Genomic DNA, 17218 nt, shown 5'->3' on the forward strand with positions numbered 1-17218 from the left:
GCGGGCATGCGGGGCATCCCTTCGATGCGGCGGGAGTTCAGTGGGTTCGGGTGCTGCGGACGAGCCAGAGGGTCGCGGCCAGGCACACCGCCGAGACACCGCTCAGCAGGAGCGGGACCGCCCTGATCCCGGACCACTCGATGGCCTTGCCCAGCGCGGGTCCCGCCGCCACACCGCCGATCATCGAGGCGGCGATGACCAGGGCGCCGGCCCGTCGGGCGCCGGGGGCGGCCCGGTGCAGCCAGGGCAGACCGGTCGGGAAGACCGGCGCGATGAACAGACCGACACCCGCGTACGCGTAGGGCGCCAACTCCCCTACGGATGCCAGGAGCAGACAGACCGTCATGCCCGCGCAGGACACGGTGATGATGGTCTGCGCCGAGAACCGCAGGGCGACCGGGGCGACCAGGAAGCGGCCCACGGTCATCATCAGCCAGTAGACGGAGGTGACGGTCGCGGCCACCGCGGCACTGTGTCCCACGGTCTCCAGATGGGTGGGCTCCCAGCCTCCGACGCCCGCCTCGACGCCCACGTGCAGGACGTAGAGCGCGACGAACACGCCGAGCACGGAGGCCAGGCTGCGGCCGAGGACGGCAGGCGGGCCAATGGTGTCGGGAGCCGGGCCGGACGGCTGCGGTGCCCGGTCCCGTACGCCCTTCAGGCACAGCACCAATGGCAGAACGACCAGCGCGAAGCCGAGGAAGACCGCCGGGTAGTGGCCTGCGCCCACCGCGCCGATCAGTGCCGGACCGAGGATCGCGCCGATGCCGAAGTGCGCGTTGAGGATGTTCAGCATCGCGGTGGAACGGTGCCCGAAGCCGACCGCGAAGAGCTGGTTCAGGCCGTAGTCGATGCCTCCGAAGCCGAGACCGGCGAGCAGCGCGGCGGCCAGGGCGGCCGGCCAGTTCGGCGCGAGCGCGAAACCCGCCGCGCCGAGCGCCATCAGCAGGTACGAGGCGCCCAGGAGCCGCCGGTTGCCGGTCCGGCCGAAGCACCGGTCGAACAGCAGGACACCGGCCACTCCGCCCGCGAAGTGGGCGCTCAGCCCCAGTCCGGCCCCGGAGGGAGAGAGGCCGAACTCCTCGCGGATCGCCGGGATCGCCGGGCCGTACAGCGCTTGGAGCGCGCCGATCAGTACGAAGCCGCCGCAGGAGGCGACCACTGCGGCCGGGCTGAGGACCGGAGTGCGCGCGAGCGCCGGTGCCGAGGACATGGTGAGGAATGTTACCGGTAACATCCGGGCCGTCAAGATCTGCGGACAATCGTCGGAAGAGGCAGGGTTCTGGACTGGTGGTCCAGAGGCTGGATTGCTAGTCTAGAAGGACTGGTGGAGGCGGGAGGGCGTGATGGAGGCCGAGCGGGACGCGATCATCGCCGCGCTCAGGACGGTCGTCGACGGGATCGCGGCGACCTTCGGGCCGGTGTGCGAGGCGGTGCTGCACGACTACCGGAGACCGGAGAGCTCGGTGGTGGCCATCGCCGGCTCGGTGACCGGGCGCTCGGTGGGCGGGGCGATGAGCGAGATCGGCCTGCGCATGGTGGCCCGGGGCGACGAGGCGGCCGACGAGCTGAACTACGTCACCCGGACCGGCACCGGCAAGCTCGTCAAGTCGTCGACGATGCTGTTGCGGGACTCCTCGGGCGCGGTCTTCGGAGCGCTGTGCGTCAATGTCGACGTCACCGCGGCGAGCGAGGTCCATGCCCTGCTGGGAGCCCTGGCCGGGATCGGAGCCGCCCCCGAGGAACCGCCCGTCACCACCTTCGGCGACGACATCGACTCCGTCGTCGACGTCATGCTCGACGCGCACCGGCACCAGTCGTGGGCGCTGCTCGACCGTGCCGGACGCCTGGACCTGTTCCGCAGCCTGGACGAACGGGGCGTGTTCGCGGTACGGCGGGCGATCGAGCAGGTGGCCGGACGGCTCGGCATCTCCCGCGCCTCCGCCTACAGCTATCTGTCCCAGTCCCGGAAACAGGCGACCACCGGAGGCCCCTCGTGACGACCACCACCCCACCGGTCACCCTGGACGACGTCCGGGACGCGGCCGCCCGGCTCCAGGGCGTCGCACACCGCACACCCGTACTGCGCTCACGGACCCTCGACGCCCTGGTCGGCGCCGAGGTCTTCCTCAAGTGCGAGAACCTCCAGCGGGTCGGCGCCTTCAAGTTCCGCGGCGCCTACAACGCCGCCTCCCGGCTCACCCCCGAGCAGTTGGCCCGAGGCATCGCGGCCTACTCCTCGGGGAACCACGCCCAGGCCGTCGCCCTGGCCGCCCGCGAGCTCGGCACCACCGCGGTGATCGTCATGCCCGAGGACGCCCCGGCCTCCAAGCGGGCGGCCACCGAGGGCTACGGCGCCGAGATCGTGACGTACGACCGCTACACCGGCGACCGCGAGGCCATCGCCCAGGGACTGGCCGCCGAGCGGGGCCTGGCGCTCATCCCGCCGTACGAACACCCGCACGTCATGGCGGGTCAGGGCACCGCCGCCCTCGAACTCCTGGAGGAGACGGGCGAGTTGGGTGCGCTGCTCGCGCCGGTCGGGGGCGGCGGGCTGATGGCGGGCAGCGCGACCGCCGCCAAGGGCCTGTACCCGGGCATCCGTATGGTCGGCGTGGAACCCGAGGCCGGTGACGACACCAAGCGGTCCCTGGAGGCGGGGCGGCGCGTCAGCGTCCCGGTGCCGAGGACCATCGCCGACGGACAGGCCCTGCACACGCCCGGCGAGCTGACCTTCTCGGTGAACCGGCGGCTGGTCGACGAGGTCGTGCTGGTCTCCGACGACGAGATCCGCGCGGCCATGCGCTTCGCCTTCGAGCGGCTCAAGACCGTCGTCGAGCCGAGCGGCGCGACCCCGCTGGCCGCCCTGCTCAGCGGCCGGCTGAGCGGCCTCCCGGACCGGGTCGGGGTGATCGTCTCCGGCGGCAATGTCGACGCGGACCGTTTCGCGCGGCTCTGCGCGGGCGGCGACTGACCCGGACGCCCTTCACCCGAATGGCAGGCCCGACCGGACGGGCGGACGATGGAGTGATGGGGCCAGGCCCCCGCCGGTGCCGCCCGGGCAGGGCGGGAGACGGAGGCGGCCCCGGCCGTACCGCAACACGGCCGGAAGGGAGAGCCGTCATGTTTGAGGTGAAGACGCTCGACAAGCCGGACGAGCGTCGCGATTTTCCGCGGGGCCACCTCGAAGCGGTCCACATGAGCGGGCTGGACTTCGCCGTGGGCACCTTCGAGCCGGGCTGGCGCTGGTCGGAGTCCGTGGGGCCCATCGCGGGCACCAAGAGCTGCGAGGTCCACCACAACGGCTATGTGGTCCAGGGCCGCATGCACGTCGTCACGGACGAGGGCGGCGAGGGCGAAGTGGGCCCCGGCGACGTCTTCGTGCTGGCGCCCGGACACGACGCCTGGGTCGTCGGTGACGAGCAGTGCGTTCTCTACGACTTCGCGGGCGGCATGGCGAAGGACTACGCGAAGGGCGAGTGAGGCACACCCGCTCCTGCCGTCGCCTCTCACACCGTGACGACGATCTTCGCGCGCGCGTGCTCCACCTCCAGATGGCGGATCGCCTCGGCCGCCTCGCTCAGCGGGTAGGTCCGCTCGACTGCCGGAGCGATTCGGCCTGCCTCGGCGAGTTCGCGCAGGGCCGCGAGGTTCTCCTTGCGTGCCTTCGCCATGAGCTGGAGCAGCCGTTGCCGGACGAAGGGGGACAGGAGCGTGCCGCGCAGCGTGAGCCGCACCGGGCCGAGGACACTGCCGCCCTCGTACACACCCCCGCCGGACAGCACGACCGTGCCGTCGGGGGTTGCCGCGCGCCGCAGGTCGCGCAGTGACCGGTTGCCCACCAGGTCCAGGACGACGTCGTGGCGGCGTCCGGCGCGGGTGAAGTCCTCCCGGGTGTAGTCGACGATCTGGTCCGCGCCGAGCGACCCGACGAGTTCGACGTTGCGCGCGCCGCACACGCCGGTCACCTCGGCGCCGTACGCCTTCGCGATCTGCACGGCGAACGTGCCCACGCCGCCCGACGCGCCGTTCACCAGGACGGACTGCCCGGCCCGCACCCGGGCCACGTCCCGCAGTCCGACGAGCGCGGTGTTCGCGGCCAGCGGCATGGCGGCCGCCTGCTCGAAGGAGAGGCCGGCGGGCTTGAGGTCCGTCCGGCTGTCCTTGGCGCACACGAACTCGGCGAAGGTCCCGTCCGCCTCGCCGTACACCTCGTCACCGGGGCGCAGGCCCGTGACCCCGGCGCCGACCGCCTCGACGCGGCCCGCGAAGTCCCGGCCCCGGATGCGCACCTTCGGCGCGCGCAGCCCGAACGACAGCCGGGCGATCTTCGGGTCGCCGCGGAGGTAGTGCCAGTCGTAGGCGTTGACCGAGGCCGCGTGCACCCGCACGAGCACCTCGTCGGCGGCCGGCACGGGCTGTTCGACCTCCCGCAGCTCCAGTGTGTCCGCCGAGCCGTACCGGTCCTGGACGACTGCCTTCATGGGACCCCCTCCGTCGCTTCAGGAGCGTAGGGAAGTGGCCTCGCCTTGCCATCGGAAACCGATCGGTTTACTCTGCTGGACGTAGGTAAACCAATCGGTTTCTCAACGTTCCTGGAGATCCCCATGACCACCATCGAAGGCTCCGTCGCCCTGGTCACCGGCGGCAGCCGCGGCATCGGCCGGGCCCTGGTGTCCGCCCTGTACGAGCGCGGTGCGAAGAAGGTGTACGCCACCGCCCGGGACCCGCGGACCGTGACCCACCCCGACGCGGTGCCGCTGGCCCTGGAGGTGAGCGACCCCGCCTCGGTGGCGGCCGCCGCCGAACAGGCCCAGGACGTCACCCTGCTGATCAACAACGCCGGCGCGTCCGTGAACGCGAACTTCCTGGACGCCCCCGTCGAGGACGTCCGCCGCGAGTTCGAGACGAACTTCTACGGCCCCCTCCTGGTGACCCGCGCCTTCGTCCCGGTCATCGAACGCAACGGCGGCGGACACATCCTCAACGTCCACTCGGTGCTGTCCTGGCTCGGCGTCGCCGGCTCCTACAGTGCCTCCAAGGCCGCCCTGTGGTCGCAGACCAACTCCCTGCGCCTGGACCTGAAGCCGCGCGGCATCGAGGTCACCGGACTGCACGTCGGATACGTCGACACGGACATGGCTGCGCACGTCGACGGCCCGAAGACCACCCCTGAGAGCGTGGCCGCGCAGGCCCTCGACGGCATCGAGGCGGGCGCCTTCGAGGTGCTCGCCGACGACCTGTCCCGCCAGGTGAAGGCGGGCCTCGCCGCGGATCTCGGCGCGCTGTACCCGCAGTTGGCGGCCTGAGCCACCTGTGGGACCCCCGCCTCGGCCGGAGCGGGGGTCAGATCGGCAGCAGGCGCCCCACCAGGGCGCTGAGCTGCCGGACATTGCGGCACTCGTGCATCTCCACCAGCTCGGCGTACGCGTACGCGGCCGAGTCGCCGGTGCCCCACTGCGCCCGCGCCTCCGGGTTCAACCAGTGGACGCGGCGCGCCCGTTCGGTGATCTCGCGGACCGCGGGCAGGTTCGGGTCGCTCATGTTGGTCCGGGCGTCGCCGAGGACGAACACAGTGGTCCGCGGGCTCAGCGCGTCCCCGTAGAGCGACGCGAACTCCCCCAGCGCCACACCGTAGTCGCTGCTGCCGTGCCACCCCGTGAGCGTGGCCTCGGCCCGGATGCGGGCGCCGAGCCCCTCCGGGTCGGCCGCACCGTGCCGCAGGAGCGGGGTGACCTCGTCGAGGCGGTTGACGAAGGCGAACACCCGCACCTTGCTGAACTGGTCGTGCAGCGCCTGCACCAGCAGCATCGTGAAGTCCGAGAACCCCGACACCGAGCCCGACACATCGCACAGCAGCACCAGTTCGGGCCGGGCCGGCCGGCGCCTGCGCAGCACCGGCTTCATCGGCACCCCGCCCGTCGACAGCGAACCGCGCAGGGTCCGCCGCAGATCGATGCTGCCCCGCGCGGCACGACGGCGGCGGGCCGCGAGCCGGGTGGCGAGCTTGCGGGCCAACGGCTGCACCGTGCGCCGCAGTTCGGCCAGCCGGTCCTTCCCGGCGAACAGGAAGTCCACCCGGTCGGCCGTCGGGGCCACCGCCCGCCGCGCGATCTCGTCCCGGTCCCGGCGCTCCGCGACCCGCCGCCGGGCCTCGGCCGCCACCAGTACCCGGAACGCCTCGATGCGCCGCCGGATCTCGTCCTCCAGGAGCCGGTCCGTGAACCCGGACATGCCCTGCCGCCCCCGCACGTCGTCCCGGACGCGCGCGAGCAGCGTCTGCGGGCGCAGCCGGTCGAGCGTCTGGTACGACGACCAGCCGTCCGAGGAGGGGGAGCTGCCGTATCCGCCGAACCCGTCGACGGCCTCCGCCGCGAGGCGGGCCAGCAGCGTCTCGTCGTTCGCGGCCAGGGCCCCGGCGAGGCGCTCGCGCAGGTCCTCCCGGTCCGCGGGGCCGGTGCCGGGCCCGCCGACGCCCCGCGGGAAATAGAGGTCGAAGACCGGGTCGAACACCGGCCGTTGGGCCGTGCTGTGCAGCAGGGTCGCCGCCAGCCCCTCCCGCAGCAGCTCGCGGTCGGCGAGTCCGAGGGCCTCGACCGCCTGCGCCGCGTCCACGGTCTCGCCCGTCCCGACGCGCACGCCGTGCGCGCGCAGGGCGCCGACCAGGGAGGTGAGCCGCTCGGCGGTGCTCACACCGCGTCCAGGTCGAGCTTGGCCCCGGCCTTGAGGATGTCGTCCTGATGCTTGAGCAGCACGCCCAGACTGTCCCGTACGACCGTCTCGTCGAGGTGGTCCGCGCCGAGCGCGAGCAGGGTGCGCGCCCAGTCGACGGTCTCCGCGACCGAGGGCACCTTGCGCAGGTCCATGGCCCGGAGCGCCCCCACGACCCGCACCACGGACTTCGCGAGCGTCTCGTCGAGGCCCGGCACCTTCAGCCGTACGATCCGCCGCTCCAGCTCCTCCTCGGGGAACCCGATGTGCAGGAACAGGCAGCGGCGGCGCAGCGCCTCGGAGAGTTCGCGGGTCGCGTTGGAGGTGAGGACGACGAAGGGCCGGCGGGACGCGGTGATCGTGCCCAGCTCGGGGACCGTGACCTGGAAGTCGCTGAGCACCTCCAGGAGCAGGCCCTCGACCTCGACGTCCGCCTTGTCGGTCTCGTCGATCAGCAGCACCTTGGGCTCGTCGCCGCGGATCGCGGTCAGCAGGGGCCGGGAGAGCAGGAACTCCTCGCTGAAGATGTCCGTGCGGGCCTCGTCCCAGGTCTCGTCCCGGCCGGCGCTGATGCGCAGGAGCTGCTTGGCGTGGTTCCACTCGTACAGCGCCCGGGACTCGTCGACGCCCTCGTAGCACTGGAGCCGGACCAGCCGCGCCCCGGCGACCTCGGCCACCGCCTTGGCCAGCTCCGTCTTGCCGACCCCGGCGGGGCCCTCCACCAGCAGCGGCTTGCCGAGCCGGTCGGCGAGGAAGACGGTCGTGGCGACCGCGGGCGAGGCGAGGTAGCCGGACTCGGCGAGGCGTGCGGAGACGTCGTCGACGGATGTGAACAGCAACGGGGCCTCCCGGGCGGCGCGAACTCGTTCCGCCAACTATCTAAGCGCTTGTTCACCGCTTCTGTCACGTGGTGCGGGAGCACACGGCGGGGGGCGCCACCGAAGCGGCGCCCCCACCGGCCAGGCCCCTCACGCCGTCGCTCCCACCGCCTGCACCGCAGGAGTGCGCAGCACCCGGTGGGCCGTCGCCAGGCTCGTCCCGATCGTCGCGGCCGCCGCGATCGCAGCCACCGCCCACCAGATGCCGAGACCCTGACGGGGCAGCACCGAGTCGGTGCGGACCACCGTGAACGGGACGATCCCGGCCAGCGCCGCCACCGTGCCGAAGAACAGCCCGACCGCCGTGAGGATCAGCCCCTCCGCGCCCACCGTGCCCAGCACCTGACCCGGGCTCGCCCCGGCCAGCCGCTGCTGGCCGAACTCCCGGACGCGGTAAGCGGTCGCCGCGTACAGCGAGTTGACCAGCATCACGCACACGAACACCACGATGATGCCGACGACCGTGAGGTTCAGCGTCTCCAGGTTCTTCGCGTCGACCGTCTTGACCGCGCCCGACGCACTCATGGCGTCGCTCTCGACACCCTGCATGTACAGCGTGGCGACGGACACCGCCGTGAACAGGATCAGCGACACCAGGATCCCGGAGAGGTCGTCGAGCCGCCGGCGCAGGTTCCGCACGGCCAGCCAGCCGCTCGCGCCGGTCAGCGGCAACCGGTCCAGGACGCCCTTCAGCAGCCGCGGAGCGAGCAGCGCGCACCCCACCGAGAGCAGGATCGCCCCGTACGCCGGCGTCGCCATGAGTGCCTCGTCCGTCGCGGAGAAGGCGAAGGTGGAGGTCACCGACAGCGCCCCGGCACCGAGCGCCGCGTACGCGAGGAACGCGCGCCCCCGGCCCTGGCGCCGGCGCCCGCGTGTGGCCCGTCGTACGGCGAGGAAGGCGGCGCCCGCCGCCGCGACCAGCGTGATGTCGACGCCCGACAGCAGCGCGACCGGACCGAAGGAGTGGTCGACGTCCTCCGCCACCTGCCCGCTGTCGCGGAAGACGTCCAGCAGCGCCCGCCCGCCGAGCACCGCCGGACCGATCGCCAGGACGGCACCGGTCAGGGCGACCGCCACGGACTCGCCCACGACCATCCGCCTGATCTGGCCCGGGGTCGCCCCCGAGCAGCGCAGCAGCTCCAACTCACCCGCCCGCTGCCGGACGTTGACCGTCAGGGTCGACGCCACCGCGAAGAAGACCAGGAGGGTGCCGTAGCCGCCGACGACACTCGCGGACAGCGTCAGGGTGTCCGAGCTCACCCGGTCGACACCCGGCCGGCCCGCCGTGTCGTGGAGCGAGTTGAACGTCATGATGACGCCCGCTCCCAGGAAGGAGGCCAGCAGGGTTGCGAGAAAGCGTCCGGGCCGGTGCCGTATCGACCGCATCGCCAGCATGAACATCGCTCACACCCCCGTCGTCACGTCGTCGCCCAGGTGCGCGAGGCGCTCGGCCACCGCGTCCGGCGTCGGCGCGTCCATCCGGCCGACGAGCCGGCCGTCCGCGAGGAACAGCACCGAGTCGGCCCAGGAGGCGGCGACCGGGTCGTGGGTCACCATCACCACGGTCCTGCCGTGCACCCGCACCGCCTCCTGGAGCAGCCGCAGCACGTCCCGCGCGCTGCGGGTGTCCAGGGCGCCGGTCGGCTCGTCCGCGAAGATCACCCGGGGGTCCGCGACCAGCGCGCGGGCGATCGCCACGCGCTGCCGCTGCCCGCCGGAGAGCTGGTCGGGGCGGTGGCCGAGCCGGTCGCCGAGCCCGACGGCCGTGAGGACCTCCGTCACCCGTCCCCGGTCGACCTTCCGCCCGGCGAGCTTCAGCGGCAGGACGGTGTTCTGGGCGACCGTCAGCGTCTCCAGCAGGTTGTACTGCTGGAACACGAACCCCACCCGCCCGCGCCGGAACCGCGTCAGGTCGGCCTCGCCGCCGCCGGTCAGCTCCGTGCCGTCCACCCGCACGATCCCGCTGTCCGGCCGGTCGAGACCGGCCGCGCACTGCAGCAGCGTGGACTTGCCGGACCCCGACGGCCCCATCACCGCGGTGAAGGTGCCCCGGCCCAGGCTCAGCGTGACCCCGTCCAGGGCGGTCACGGCACCGTCGCCCGTGCCGTAGGTCCGGGTGACCTTCACCAGCCGCAGCGCCTCGGCGGCGGGCCCCGCGTCCTGCGGGCGTCGTGAACGTGTGCGCACCATCGTCGTCCCCCTTCGTCCGGCACGCCGTGTGCCTCGCTGAAGACGCTAGGGAGAGACGGGCCCGGGCACATGGGGCGCAGAACCCGTCTTCCGGGGTGTACTCAGTGACACCCCCCGGCGGATACGGCCGGGCGGATACGGCAGGGTTGATCGTCATGACCGACGGAATAGCCTGGCTCGCCGAGCCGAAGTCCATCGCCCGGGGCGGTTACAGCGTGGTGATCGCACCCGACCTCGAGTCGGAGTCACTGGCAAGGCGCGTCGCCGGGACCGCGCACCGGCCCTACCGCCCCCGCTCGATCGGCGAACTCACCGGCCGCCAGGTGCAGGACCTGCTGGAGGGCCTGTACGGAGACGTCCTGGAGGGCATCGCGCTGCGCCACGGCGAGCTCGACGAGTGGTCGTACGTCGTCAAGTACGGCGGCTGGCAGGGCGAGTTCGGCACCGGAAGCCGGCCGGTCGACCGCGGCGGACTGCACGTCTACCACCTGGAGTACGAGGAGGAGAACGGCAAACCGGTGCCCCCGCACTTCGCCTACCGGCACGACGAGAACCTGATGTGCACCTTCAACCTGCACCTGGACGGCAGTTGGGGCCACGGCAGTCCCGAGGGCGACCCCGAGGTGACCGCCGCCGTCCGGGAAGGGCTCACCGCCGCCGGACTGCCCGACGACGACCTGGAGCACCGTGCCGTGCACCGGGCCTGCCTGGAGGTGGTCCAACGGCACTTCGGCCTCACCCTGCCCCGCGGGCGGATCCTGGAGGACACCCTGCCCACGCTGCTGCTGACCGGCCCCTGACGGGACGCGGAGGCGTTGTCAGTGGGGCCCTGTAGCTTGCGGCGCATGGGGTTCTATCTGGTGAGCGTGGGTGCGCGGGAGTGGTTCGACGAGGACGAGGACGAGGGTGGCCGGGGCGCCCTCGCCGCGGCCCTCGGTGAGGAGTTGAACCGGCGAGGGCTGCCGCCGTTCACGTCCGTGCCGGAGGAGCCGGAGCGGGTCGTCCGCGGGGCGGGGCTCTCGTTCGAGGAGAAGCTCGTGCCGCCCATGGACGGGTTCGCGGCCCTGTGCCAGGCGCACCTGTCGCGGGAGGAGTACGAACTGCTCTGCGGCTGGTCGCTCCTGGTGCCCTTCGCGCTCGACGACGAGATATGGCTGCCGGTCGAGGACTCCTACGCCGACACGACGATGGTTGCCGGGGCCCCGCAGGTGCTCGCCCTCGCCGAACGGCTCGCGCGGGCCGTCGGCCTGCCGGTGGACGAGATACCCGAGACCTGCGACAACCTCGACCTCACCATGTGGTTCCTGGACGGCGAGGCGAAGCGGGTCGCGGCCGCGCGCCCCGGACCCTGGGCCGACGACCTCGACGCCGCGTTCTACGTGGCCCTGTACCTGCGCGCCGCCCAGCACTGCCTGCGGCGCGGCTGCCCGATCGTCTACACCTGACCTGACCGCGGTCCAACAGCGTCCCTTCGGTTTTGAACGGTTCAATGATCGACGCGGACAGTGGACACCCGTCGCATTCGCCAGTAACTTCAACCGCCCAACGGGCTGAATCGATACAACCCGAGCCGCCGAAGGGACCACGGCATGACCGACGGAGTCCACCGCACCGCCGTCGAGGGCCTCACCGTGGAGCACCGCACCGATCCCGTCGGCGTGGACGCGGCCCGCCCGCGGTTCGGCTGGCGCACCGCGTCCCGGGTCCGCGGCCGGCGTCAGACGGCGTACCGCCTCCTGGTCGCGTCCGGCCCCGGTCCGCTGGCCGAGGGCCGCGCGGACGTCTGGGACAGCGGCCGGACCGACGCGCCGGACTCGGTGGCCGTGCGCTACGCGGGCCCCGAGCTGCACCCCTCCACCTCCTACCACTGGACGGTCCAGGTCTGGGACGAGCACGGCCGCAGGCTCCCCGACGCCCCGGCGGCCCGTTTCGAGACGGGTCTGCTCAGCACCGACGGAGTGACCGGCTGGGACGGCGCGCGGTGGATCTGCATGGCGGGCAAGGCACCGGACAGCGCGGGCGCACCGCTGCTGCGACGGCAGACCACCCTGAAGGCCGGCCGGGTGTGCGCGGCCCGGCTCTACGTCTCCGCGCTCGGCGTGTACGACGCCTACGTCAACGGCAGCCGGGTCGGCGTGCCCCAGGACGGCGGCACCACGTACGAGCTCCTCACCCCGGGCTGGACCAACTACGACACCACCGTCAACTACTTCACGTACGACGTGACGGGCCTGCTGGAGGGGCAGCCCCGGGTCACCCTCGCCGCCGTCCTCGGCAACGGCTGGTACAACGGCCGTGTCTCCGAGAACAGCGTCTACCGCTCCGGGGGCGGCGATCGCCTCGCCCTCAAGGCCAAGCTCCTCATCCGCTACGAGGACGGCTCGGTCCAGACCGTCGTCACCACACCCGGCGACGACTGGAGGGCCACGGACACCGGCCCCTACCGCGCCGACGACCTCTACGACGGCCAGACCTACGACGCCCGCCGCGAACTGCCCGGCTGGACCGCGAACGGCTTCGACGCCTCGGCCTGGTCCACCACCGAGGAGCACGACTTCACCTCCCGGTTCCCCGACTCCCGGCTGGTCGCCCACCCCGGCGAGTCGGCCCGGCTGATGCCCGAGTGGGACCACGGCCCACGCTCGATCACGGTGTACACCGGTGGCGGCGATTTCGTCCCCGACCCCGCCCGCACGGTCACCGACCCCGCTGAGGCCGCCACCGCCCCCCTCACCCTGCACCCCGGCGACACCGCCGTGCTCGACCTCGGCCAGAACCTGGTCGGCGTCCTCCGCTACACCCTCCGCGGCCCGGCCGGCGCCCAAGTCGCCTTCCGTCCGGGGGAGATGCTCAACGACACCAGCCCGGGCGCGGACGGCCCCGAGGGGTCCGTCTACCGGGCCAACCTCCGCACCGCCGAGGCCACCAGCACGTACATCCTCAAAGGTGACCCGGAGGGCGAGACCCATCAGGACTCCCTGACCTTCTACGGCTTCCGCTACGTCTCCGTCACCGCTTCGAAGACGGTCACCCTCACCGGACTGACCGGCAGGGTCGCCACCTCCGCCCTCCACGACATCGGCCACGTCACCACCGACGACCCCGACATCAACCGACTGATCGACAACGTCCGTTGGGGCCAGCGCGGCAACTACCTCTGGGTCCCCACCGACTGCCCGCAGCGCGACGAACGCTGCGGCTGGACCGGCGACACCCAGGTCTTCGCCCGGACGGGCCTCTACAACACCGACGCGGTCGCCTTCCTGAGCCACTTCCAGGACACCCTGATCGACTCCCAGCGCACCTACGGCGCGGACGGCGCCCAGTTCCCGTGGATCGCCCCCGGCGCCCGCTACAACGAGCCGGTCCCGGCGAGCGGTTGGGCGGACTGCGGGATCGTCCTGCCTTGGACCGTGTGGCAGATGAGCGGGGACACCACCATCGTCGACCGCAGCTGGGACGCGATGACCGCCTACATGGACTGGATCCGCGCGCACACCGGCGACACCGGTGCCGGTCAGGGCGCGGTCTTCGGCGACTGGCTGGCCTTCCAGGTCACCAGCACCCAGCTCGTCAGCGACGCCTGCTACGCCTACAGCGCCCGGCTCATGGCGGACATGGCCCGTGCCACCGGCCGCAGCGCCGAGGCCCACGCCTACGAGGAGCTGTTCGCCCGCATCAAGCGGGTGTTCGTCAGCAAGTACCTCGGCACCGAGGACGGCCGGCTCACCGTGCGGTCCAGCCTCGGCTCCCCGCCGCCGTGGACCCCGGGAGGCAGCCCCACCCGGACCGAGGACGACAGCCAGACCGCCCTGCTCTGGGTCCTCAAACTCGGCCTGTACGACACCGAGGCGCAGCGGCGCGCGATCGTCGGCCTCCTCGTCGAGAACATCGGCAACTCCACCGCCTACAAGGCCGCCCACCCCGGCAGCACCCGTGTCGGGTACGCCGAGAACACCCTCTCCGTCGGCTTCCTCGGGGTGAACGTCCTGGCCCCCGTCCTCACCGAGGAAGGCCAGGTGGAGCTGGCCTACGAGGTGCTGCTCCAGGACGCCATGCCGTCCTGGCTGTACTCGGTGAAGAACGGCGCGACCACGATCTGGGAGCGCTGGAACTCGTACTCGAAGGAGGACGGCTTCGGGCCGGTCGAGATGAACTCCTTCAACCACTACGCCTACGGCGCGATCATGGAGTGGATGTACGAGAGCATGGCCGGCATCGCCGGGGACCCGGCCCACCCGGGCTTCAAGCACTTCTTCCTGCGCCCCCGTCCCGACCCGACCGGCAGGATCACCCGGGTCACCGGCTCGCACCGGTCGCCGTACGGCGAGATCGTCAGCGCCTGGACGGTACGGGACAGCAGGTTCACGCACCGAGTCGCGGTCCCCGCCAACAGCACCGCGACCCTGTGCGTCCCCACGGCCGACCCCGACTCCGTGCGCGAGGACGGCACCCCCCTGTCACAGGTCGGGGGAGTGGCGTACCTGGGCTTCGAAGGCGGTGTCGCGTCCTATGAACTCCCCTCGGGGTGCTACGAGTTGACGTCCTCGCTCGGCTGAGACCCCACCAGTACGACCTCCAGCGTGCGCGGACCGTGCACCCCCTCGACCCGGTCCAGCTCGATGTCACTGGTCGCCGAGGGACCGGAGATCCAGGTCAACGGTCGTACCGGGTCGAGGCGTTCGAGGGCCTGCGGCACGGAGGCGACCACCTGGTCCGGGACGCGCACGACACAGATGTGGTGGTCCGGGACCAGGGTGATGCGGCGCCGGCCCTGGTCCGGGCCGCCGTCCAGCACGATGGTGCCGGTCTCGGCGACCGCCACCGCGCACGCCGTGACCACGCTGTCGACGCGGTCCAGTTCGTGCGGGGTGCTCTCGGCCCGGTCCGGGACCTGCTCGACGGCGGCGTCCGCGAGCCACGCCGGTTCGAGACCCGGGGGCACCAGGACGGTCCTCGCGCCCCGTGCCGCCAGCATCCCGGCGAGCGTCGCGGGCAGGTCGGCCGTCGTGCAGCGGTGCACGATCGCCCGGTAGTCGGCGAGGTTCTCGGCCAGCAGCTCGACCGTCTCCTCGACGCTCCGGTGGCCGTGCTCCCGCAGATACGCGCGCTCGATCGGCACGTCCGCGCCCGGCGCGTCGGCCAGCGCGCGCCGCACCCGGCCCAGGATCCGCTCCCTGCTGCTCACTTGCCGCCCTCCTTGCCGCCGCCCGTGCGCTGCCACCAGTCGCGGAAGGGTTCCGCGGGCACCGGCGGCAGGTTCCGCGTGTCGCTCCAGGCCCGGCCGGGCCCCGGCAGCGTGCGGGGATGCAGACGCCGGGTCCGGGATGCCGCCCGCTGGCCGGTGCGCAGGACGCCGGGGTGGGCGAACGCCCAGCGGGCCGCCCGCATCGCCGCCCGCTCGGCCGCGTGCCCCTTGGCGGGCTTGAGGACCACCTTGTTGCCCTCGCGGACCACCGGCCCGCCCTCCACGACCCGCTCCCGCAGGTGCACCAGCACCTCGGGGATGTCGATGGCGACCGGGCACACCTCGTAGCAGGCCCCGCAGAGCGAGGAGGCGTACGGCAGGGAGGCGTCGATCTCGCTTGCCGTGCCCCGCAGTTGGGGGCTGAGGATCGCACCGATCGGGCCCGGGTAGACCGAGCCGTAGGCGTGCCCGCCGGCCCGCTCGTACACCGGGCAGACGTTCAGGCAGGCCGAGCAGCGGATGCAGCGCAGGGCCTGGCGGCCGACCTCGTCGGCGAGGGTGTCGGAGCGGCCGTTGTCGAGGAGCACCAGATGGAAGTTCTGCGGCCCGTCCTCGTCCGTCGTACCCGTCCAGGTGGACGTGTACGGGTTCATGCGCTCGGCGGTCGAGGAGCGGGGCAGCGTCTGGAGGAAGACCTCCAGGTCCTGCCAGGTCGGCACGATCTTCTCGATGCCGACGACCGAGATCAGCGTCTCGGGCAGGGTCAGGCACATCCGTCCGTTGCCCTCGGACTCCACGACCACCAGGGTGCCGGTGTCGGCAACCATGAAGTTGGCGCCGGAGACGCCGACCTTGGCACGCAGGAACTTCTCCCGCAGGTGCAGCCGGGCCGCCTCCGCCAGTTCGGCGGGCGTGTCGGTGAGGCCCTCGGGGGCCGGCCGGCCCCACTCGCTCATCTCGCGCTCGAAGATGTCCCGGATCTCGCCCCGGTTGCGGTGGATCGCCGGGACCAGGATGTGCGAGGGCCGGTCCTTGCCCAACTGCACGATCAGCTCGGCGAGATCGGTCTCGTAGGCCCGGATGCCCGCGGCCTCCAGGGCCTCGTTGAGCCCGATCTCCTGCGTGGCCATCGACTTGACCTTGACGACCTCCGACTCGCCGGTCATCTTGACGAGCCGGGTCACGATCTCGTTGGCCTCGTCCGCGTCGGCGGCCCAGTGGACGGTGCCGCCCGCCGCCACCACCGACTCCTCCAACTGCACGAGGTAGCGGTCGAGATGGCGCAGCGTGTGGTCCTTGATCCGCTTGCCCGCCTCGCGCAGCTCCGCCCAGTCGGAGACCTCGGAGACGGCCTTCGCCCGCTTGGCGCGGATGGTGTGCGTCGCGTGGCGCAGATTGCCGCGCAGGGTCTGGTTGTTGACCGCGTCGTGCGCGGCCCGGGGGAAGGCCGGCATCCCCACGAACGTCCCGCTCATACGGCCGGTTCCTCCTCCGTGCTCGCCAGGATCTCCGCGATGTGCACCGGCCGCATGGCCGACTCCAGCCGGCCCATCGTGCCGCCGATGTGCATCAGACAGGAGTTGTCGGCCGCGCACAGCACCTCGGCGCCCGTCGACTCGGCGTTGCGCACCTTGTCCGCGCCCATCGCCGCCGAGACATCGGAGTTCTTCAGGGCGAAGGTGCCACCGAAGCCGCAGCACTCGTCGGCGCCCGGAAGCTCCTTCAGCTCAAGTCCCTTGACCGCCTGGAGCAGCCGCCGGGGCCGGTCTCCCAGCCCCAGGCCGCGCAGCCCGTGACAGGTCGGGTGGTACGTCACCGTGTGCGGGTAGTACGCCCCGACGTCCGTCACCCCCAGCACGTCCACCAGGAACTCCGTCAGCTCGTACGTCTTCGGCACCACGGGCGCCAGCGTCGCCGCGAGGCTCTCCCCGCGCCCCTCGGCCCGGGCCCGCTCACCCATCCGCGGGTACAGCTCCCGCACCATCGCCCCGCAGGAGCCGGACGGCGTCACGATCGCCTCGTAGTCCCGGAAGACATCGGAGAAATGCCGGGCCAGCGGTTCCGCCTCATGCCGGTAGCCGGTGTTGTAGTGCGCCTGCCCGCAGCAGGTCTGGGACATCGGGAAGTCGACGTCGACGCCCAGCCTGGTCAGCAGTTTCACCACAGCGCGCCCGGTGTCCGGATAGAGCGTGTCGTTGACACAGGTCAGGAACAGGGCGACACGCATCGCGGCTCCTTGTGGTCGATCATC

Annotated in this window: 16 protein-coding genes; 7 read left to right on the plus strand and 9 right to left on the minus strand. The window is 72.2% G+C overall.

All coding sequences use genetic code 11. The features are described 5' to 3' along the window. Nucleotides 1-37: 37 nt before the first annotated feature. Complete coding sequence (locus ACIQJT_RS02950) at nucleotides 38-1213, minus strand: MFS transporter (protein WP_402639346.1); 1176 nt, start codon at nucleotides 1211-1213, stop codon at nucleotides 38-40. Nucleotides 1214-1346: 133 nt separating this feature from the next. Between ACIQJT_RS02950 and ACIQJT_RS02955 the strand changes: the two genes are divergently transcribed. The 3 genes from ACIQJT_RS02955 to ACIQJT_RS02965 all read left to right on the plus strand — a co-directional run bounded on the left by ACIQJT_RS02955 (nucleotide 1347) and on the right by ACIQJT_RS02965 (nucleotide 3483). Beyond that, nucleotides 1347-2000, plus strand: a complete 654-nt coding sequence (locus ACIQJT_RS02955) for a transcriptional regulator (protein ID WP_402639348.1) — start codon at nucleotides 1347-1349, stop codon at nucleotides 1998-2000. Further along, entirely contained in the window at nucleotides 1997-2974 is a 978-nt protein-coding gene (locus tag ACIQJT_RS02960) for a threo-3-hydroxy-L-aspartate ammonia-lyase (protein WP_402639350.1), read from the plus strand. The genes ACIQJT_RS02955 and ACIQJT_RS02960 overlap by 4 nt, the downstream gene beginning before the upstream one ends. Before the next feature lie 149 nt (nucleotides 2975-3123). Next, nucleotides 3124-3483 (plus strand): cupin domain-containing protein, encoded by a 360-nt coding sequence (locus tag ACIQJT_RS02965; RefSeq protein WP_365459447.1) that lies wholly within the window; start codon nucleotides 3124-3126, stop codon nucleotides 3481-3483. 26 nt (nucleotides 3484-3509) lie between these two features. On the opposite strand, the gene ACIQJT_RS02970 is transcribed toward ACIQJT_RS02965, so the two are convergent. Then, nucleotides 3510-4484: an NAD(P)-dependent alcohol dehydrogenase gene (locus ACIQJT_RS02970; RefSeq protein WP_402639352.1), complete on the minus strand. Its 975-nt coding sequence runs from the start codon at nucleotides 4482-4484 to the stop codon at nucleotides 3510-3512. A 123-nt stretch (nucleotides 4485-4607) separates the two neighbouring features. Here ACIQJT_RS02970 and ACIQJT_RS02975 point away from each other — a divergent pair, with 123 nt between their 5' ends. Further along, on the plus strand, nucleotides 4608-5309 hold the full coding sequence (locus ACIQJT_RS02975) for an SDR family oxidoreductase (protein WP_365459441.1): 702 nt from the start codon (nucleotides 4608-4610) through the stop codon (nucleotides 5307-5309). A gap of 37 nt (nucleotides 5310-5346) precedes the next feature. Here ACIQJT_RS02975 and ACIQJT_RS02980 read toward each other — a convergent pair whose 3' ends face one another. From ACIQJT_RS02980 to ACIQJT_RS02995, 4 genes are all read right to left on the minus strand, one after another. After that, nucleotides 5347-6693 (minus strand): VWA domain-containing protein, encoded by a 1347-nt coding sequence (locus ACIQJT_RS02980; RefSeq protein WP_365459438.1) that lies wholly within the window; start codon nucleotides 6691-6693, stop codon nucleotides 5347-5349. After that, nucleotides 6690-7547: a MoxR family ATPase gene (locus tag ACIQJT_RS02985; protein WP_365459612.1), complete on the minus strand. Its 858-nt coding sequence runs from the start codon at nucleotides 7545-7547 to the stop codon at nucleotides 6690-6692. The genes ACIQJT_RS02980 and ACIQJT_RS02985 overlap by 4 nt, the downstream gene beginning before the upstream one ends. Before the next feature lie 132 nt (nucleotides 7548-7679). Then, complete coding sequence (locus tag ACIQJT_RS02990) at nucleotides 7680-8990, minus strand: FtsX-like permease family protein (RefSeq protein WP_402639355.1); 1311 nt, start codon at nucleotides 8988-8990, stop codon at nucleotides 7680-7682. Between the two features lie 3 nt (nucleotides 8991-8993). Continuing rightward, entirely contained in the window at nucleotides 8994-9779 is a 786-nt protein-coding gene (locus ACIQJT_RS02995; RefSeq protein ID WP_365459432.1) for an ABC transporter ATP-binding protein, read from the minus strand. Between the two features lie 155 nt (nucleotides 9780-9934). Between ACIQJT_RS02995 and ACIQJT_RS03000 the strand changes: the two genes are divergently transcribed. From ACIQJT_RS03000 to ACIQJT_RS03010, 3 genes are all read left to right on the plus strand, one after another. Next, entirely contained in the window at nucleotides 9935-10579 is a 645-nt protein-coding gene (locus ACIQJT_RS03000) for a hypothetical protein (protein ID WP_402639357.1), read from the plus strand. A 45-nt stretch (nucleotides 10580-10624) separates the two neighbouring features. Beyond that, nucleotides 10625-11224 (plus strand): hypothetical protein, encoded by a 600-nt coding sequence (locus ACIQJT_RS03005; RefSeq protein ID WP_402639359.1) that lies wholly within the window; start codon nucleotides 10625-10627, stop codon nucleotides 11222-11224. Nucleotides 11225-11368: 144 nt separating this feature from the next. Continuing rightward, nucleotides 11369-14338: a family 78 glycoside hydrolase catalytic domain gene (locus ACIQJT_RS03010; protein ID WP_402639361.1), complete on the plus strand. Its 2970-nt coding sequence runs from the start codon at nucleotides 11369-11371 to the stop codon at nucleotides 14336-14338. Here ACIQJT_RS03010 and ACIQJT_RS03015 read toward each other — a convergent pair. Genes ACIQJT_RS03015 through ACIQJT_RS03025 form a run of 3 tightly spaced genes read right to left on the minus strand, consistent with a single transcriptional unit; the run spans nucleotide 14311 to nucleotide 17194 of the window. Then, nucleotides 14311-14967 carry a lactate utilization protein C gene (locus ACIQJT_RS03015; RefSeq protein WP_402639363.1) on the minus strand — a complete coding sequence of 219 codons (657 nt, stop codon included), beginning with the start codon at nucleotides 14965-14967 and terminating at the stop codon, nucleotides 14311-14313. The two genes, ACIQJT_RS03010 and ACIQJT_RS03015, sit on opposite strands and share 28 nt — an antisense overlap. Continuing rightward, nucleotides 14964-16442 (minus strand): LutB/LldF family L-lactate oxidation iron-sulfur protein, encoded by a 1479-nt coding sequence (locus ACIQJT_RS03020; protein ID WP_365459417.1) that lies wholly within the window; start codon nucleotides 16440-16442, stop codon nucleotides 14964-14966. Before ACIQJT_RS03020 ends, ACIQJT_RS03015 begins: the two co-directional genes overlap by 4 nt. After that, nucleotides 16439-17194 (minus strand): (Fe-S)-binding protein, encoded by a 756-nt coding sequence (locus ACIQJT_RS03025; RefSeq protein ID WP_402639365.1) that lies wholly within the window; start codon nucleotides 17192-17194, stop codon nucleotides 16439-16441. Before ACIQJT_RS03025 ends, ACIQJT_RS03020 begins: the two co-directional genes overlap by 4 nt. Nucleotides 17195-17218: the final 24 nt, after the last annotated feature.

Source organism: Streptomyces sp. NPDC091972 (genome assembly GCF_044756385.1).
GTDB lineage: Bacteria > Actinomycetota > Actinomycetes > Streptomycetales > Streptomycetaceae > Streptomyces.

Excerpts from the sequence above, each read along its gene's own strand:
- ACIQJT_RS02970 (WP_402639352.1), bottom strand. The coding sequence starts at position 4,484 with ATGAAGGCAGTCGTCCAGGACCGGTACGGCTCGGCGGACACACTGGAG.
- ACIQJT_RS03025 (WP_402639365.1), bottom strand. The coding sequence starts at position 17,194 with ATGCGTGTCGCCCTGTTCCTGACCTGTGTCAACGACACGCTCTATCCG.
- ACIQJT_RS02950 (WP_402639346.1), bottom strand. The coding sequence starts at position 1,213 with ATGTCCTCGGCACCGGCGCTCGCGCGCACTCCGGTCCTCAGCCCGGCC.
- ACIQJT_RS02955 (WP_402639348.1), top strand. The coding sequence starts at position 1,347 with ATGGAGGCCGAGCGGGACGCGATCATCGCCGCGCTCAGGACGGTCGTC.
- ACIQJT_RS03000 (WP_402639357.1), top strand. The coding sequence starts at position 9,935 with ATGACCGACGGAATAGCCTGGCTCGCCGAGCCGAAGTCCATCGCCCGG.
- ACIQJT_RS02965 (WP_365459447.1), top strand. The coding sequence starts at position 3,124 with ATGTTTGAGGTGAAGACGCTCGACAAGCCGGACGAGCGTCGCGATTTT.
- ACIQJT_RS03020 (WP_365459417.1), bottom strand. The coding sequence starts at position 16,442 with ATGAGCGGGACGTTCGTGGGGATGCCGGCCTTCCCCCGGGCCGCGCAC.
- ACIQJT_RS02995 (WP_365459432.1), bottom strand. The coding sequence starts at position 9,779 with ATGGTGCGCACACGTTCACGACGCCCGCAGGACGCGGGGCCCGCCGCC.
- ACIQJT_RS02990 (WP_402639355.1), bottom strand. The coding sequence starts at position 8,990 with ATGTTCATGCTGGCGATGCGGTCGATACGGCACCGGCCCGGACGCTTT.
- ACIQJT_RS02975 (WP_365459441.1), top strand. The coding sequence starts at position 4,608 with ATGACCACCATCGAAGGCTCCGTCGCCCTGGTCACCGGCGGCAGCCGC.
- ACIQJT_RS03010 (WP_402639361.1), top strand. The coding sequence starts at position 11,369 with ATGACCGACGGAGTCCACCGCACCGCCGTCGAGGGCCTCACCGTGGAG.
- ACIQJT_RS03005 (WP_402639359.1), top strand. The coding sequence starts at position 10,625 with ATGGGGTTCTATCTGGTGAGCGTGGGTGCGCGGGAGTGGTTCGACGAG.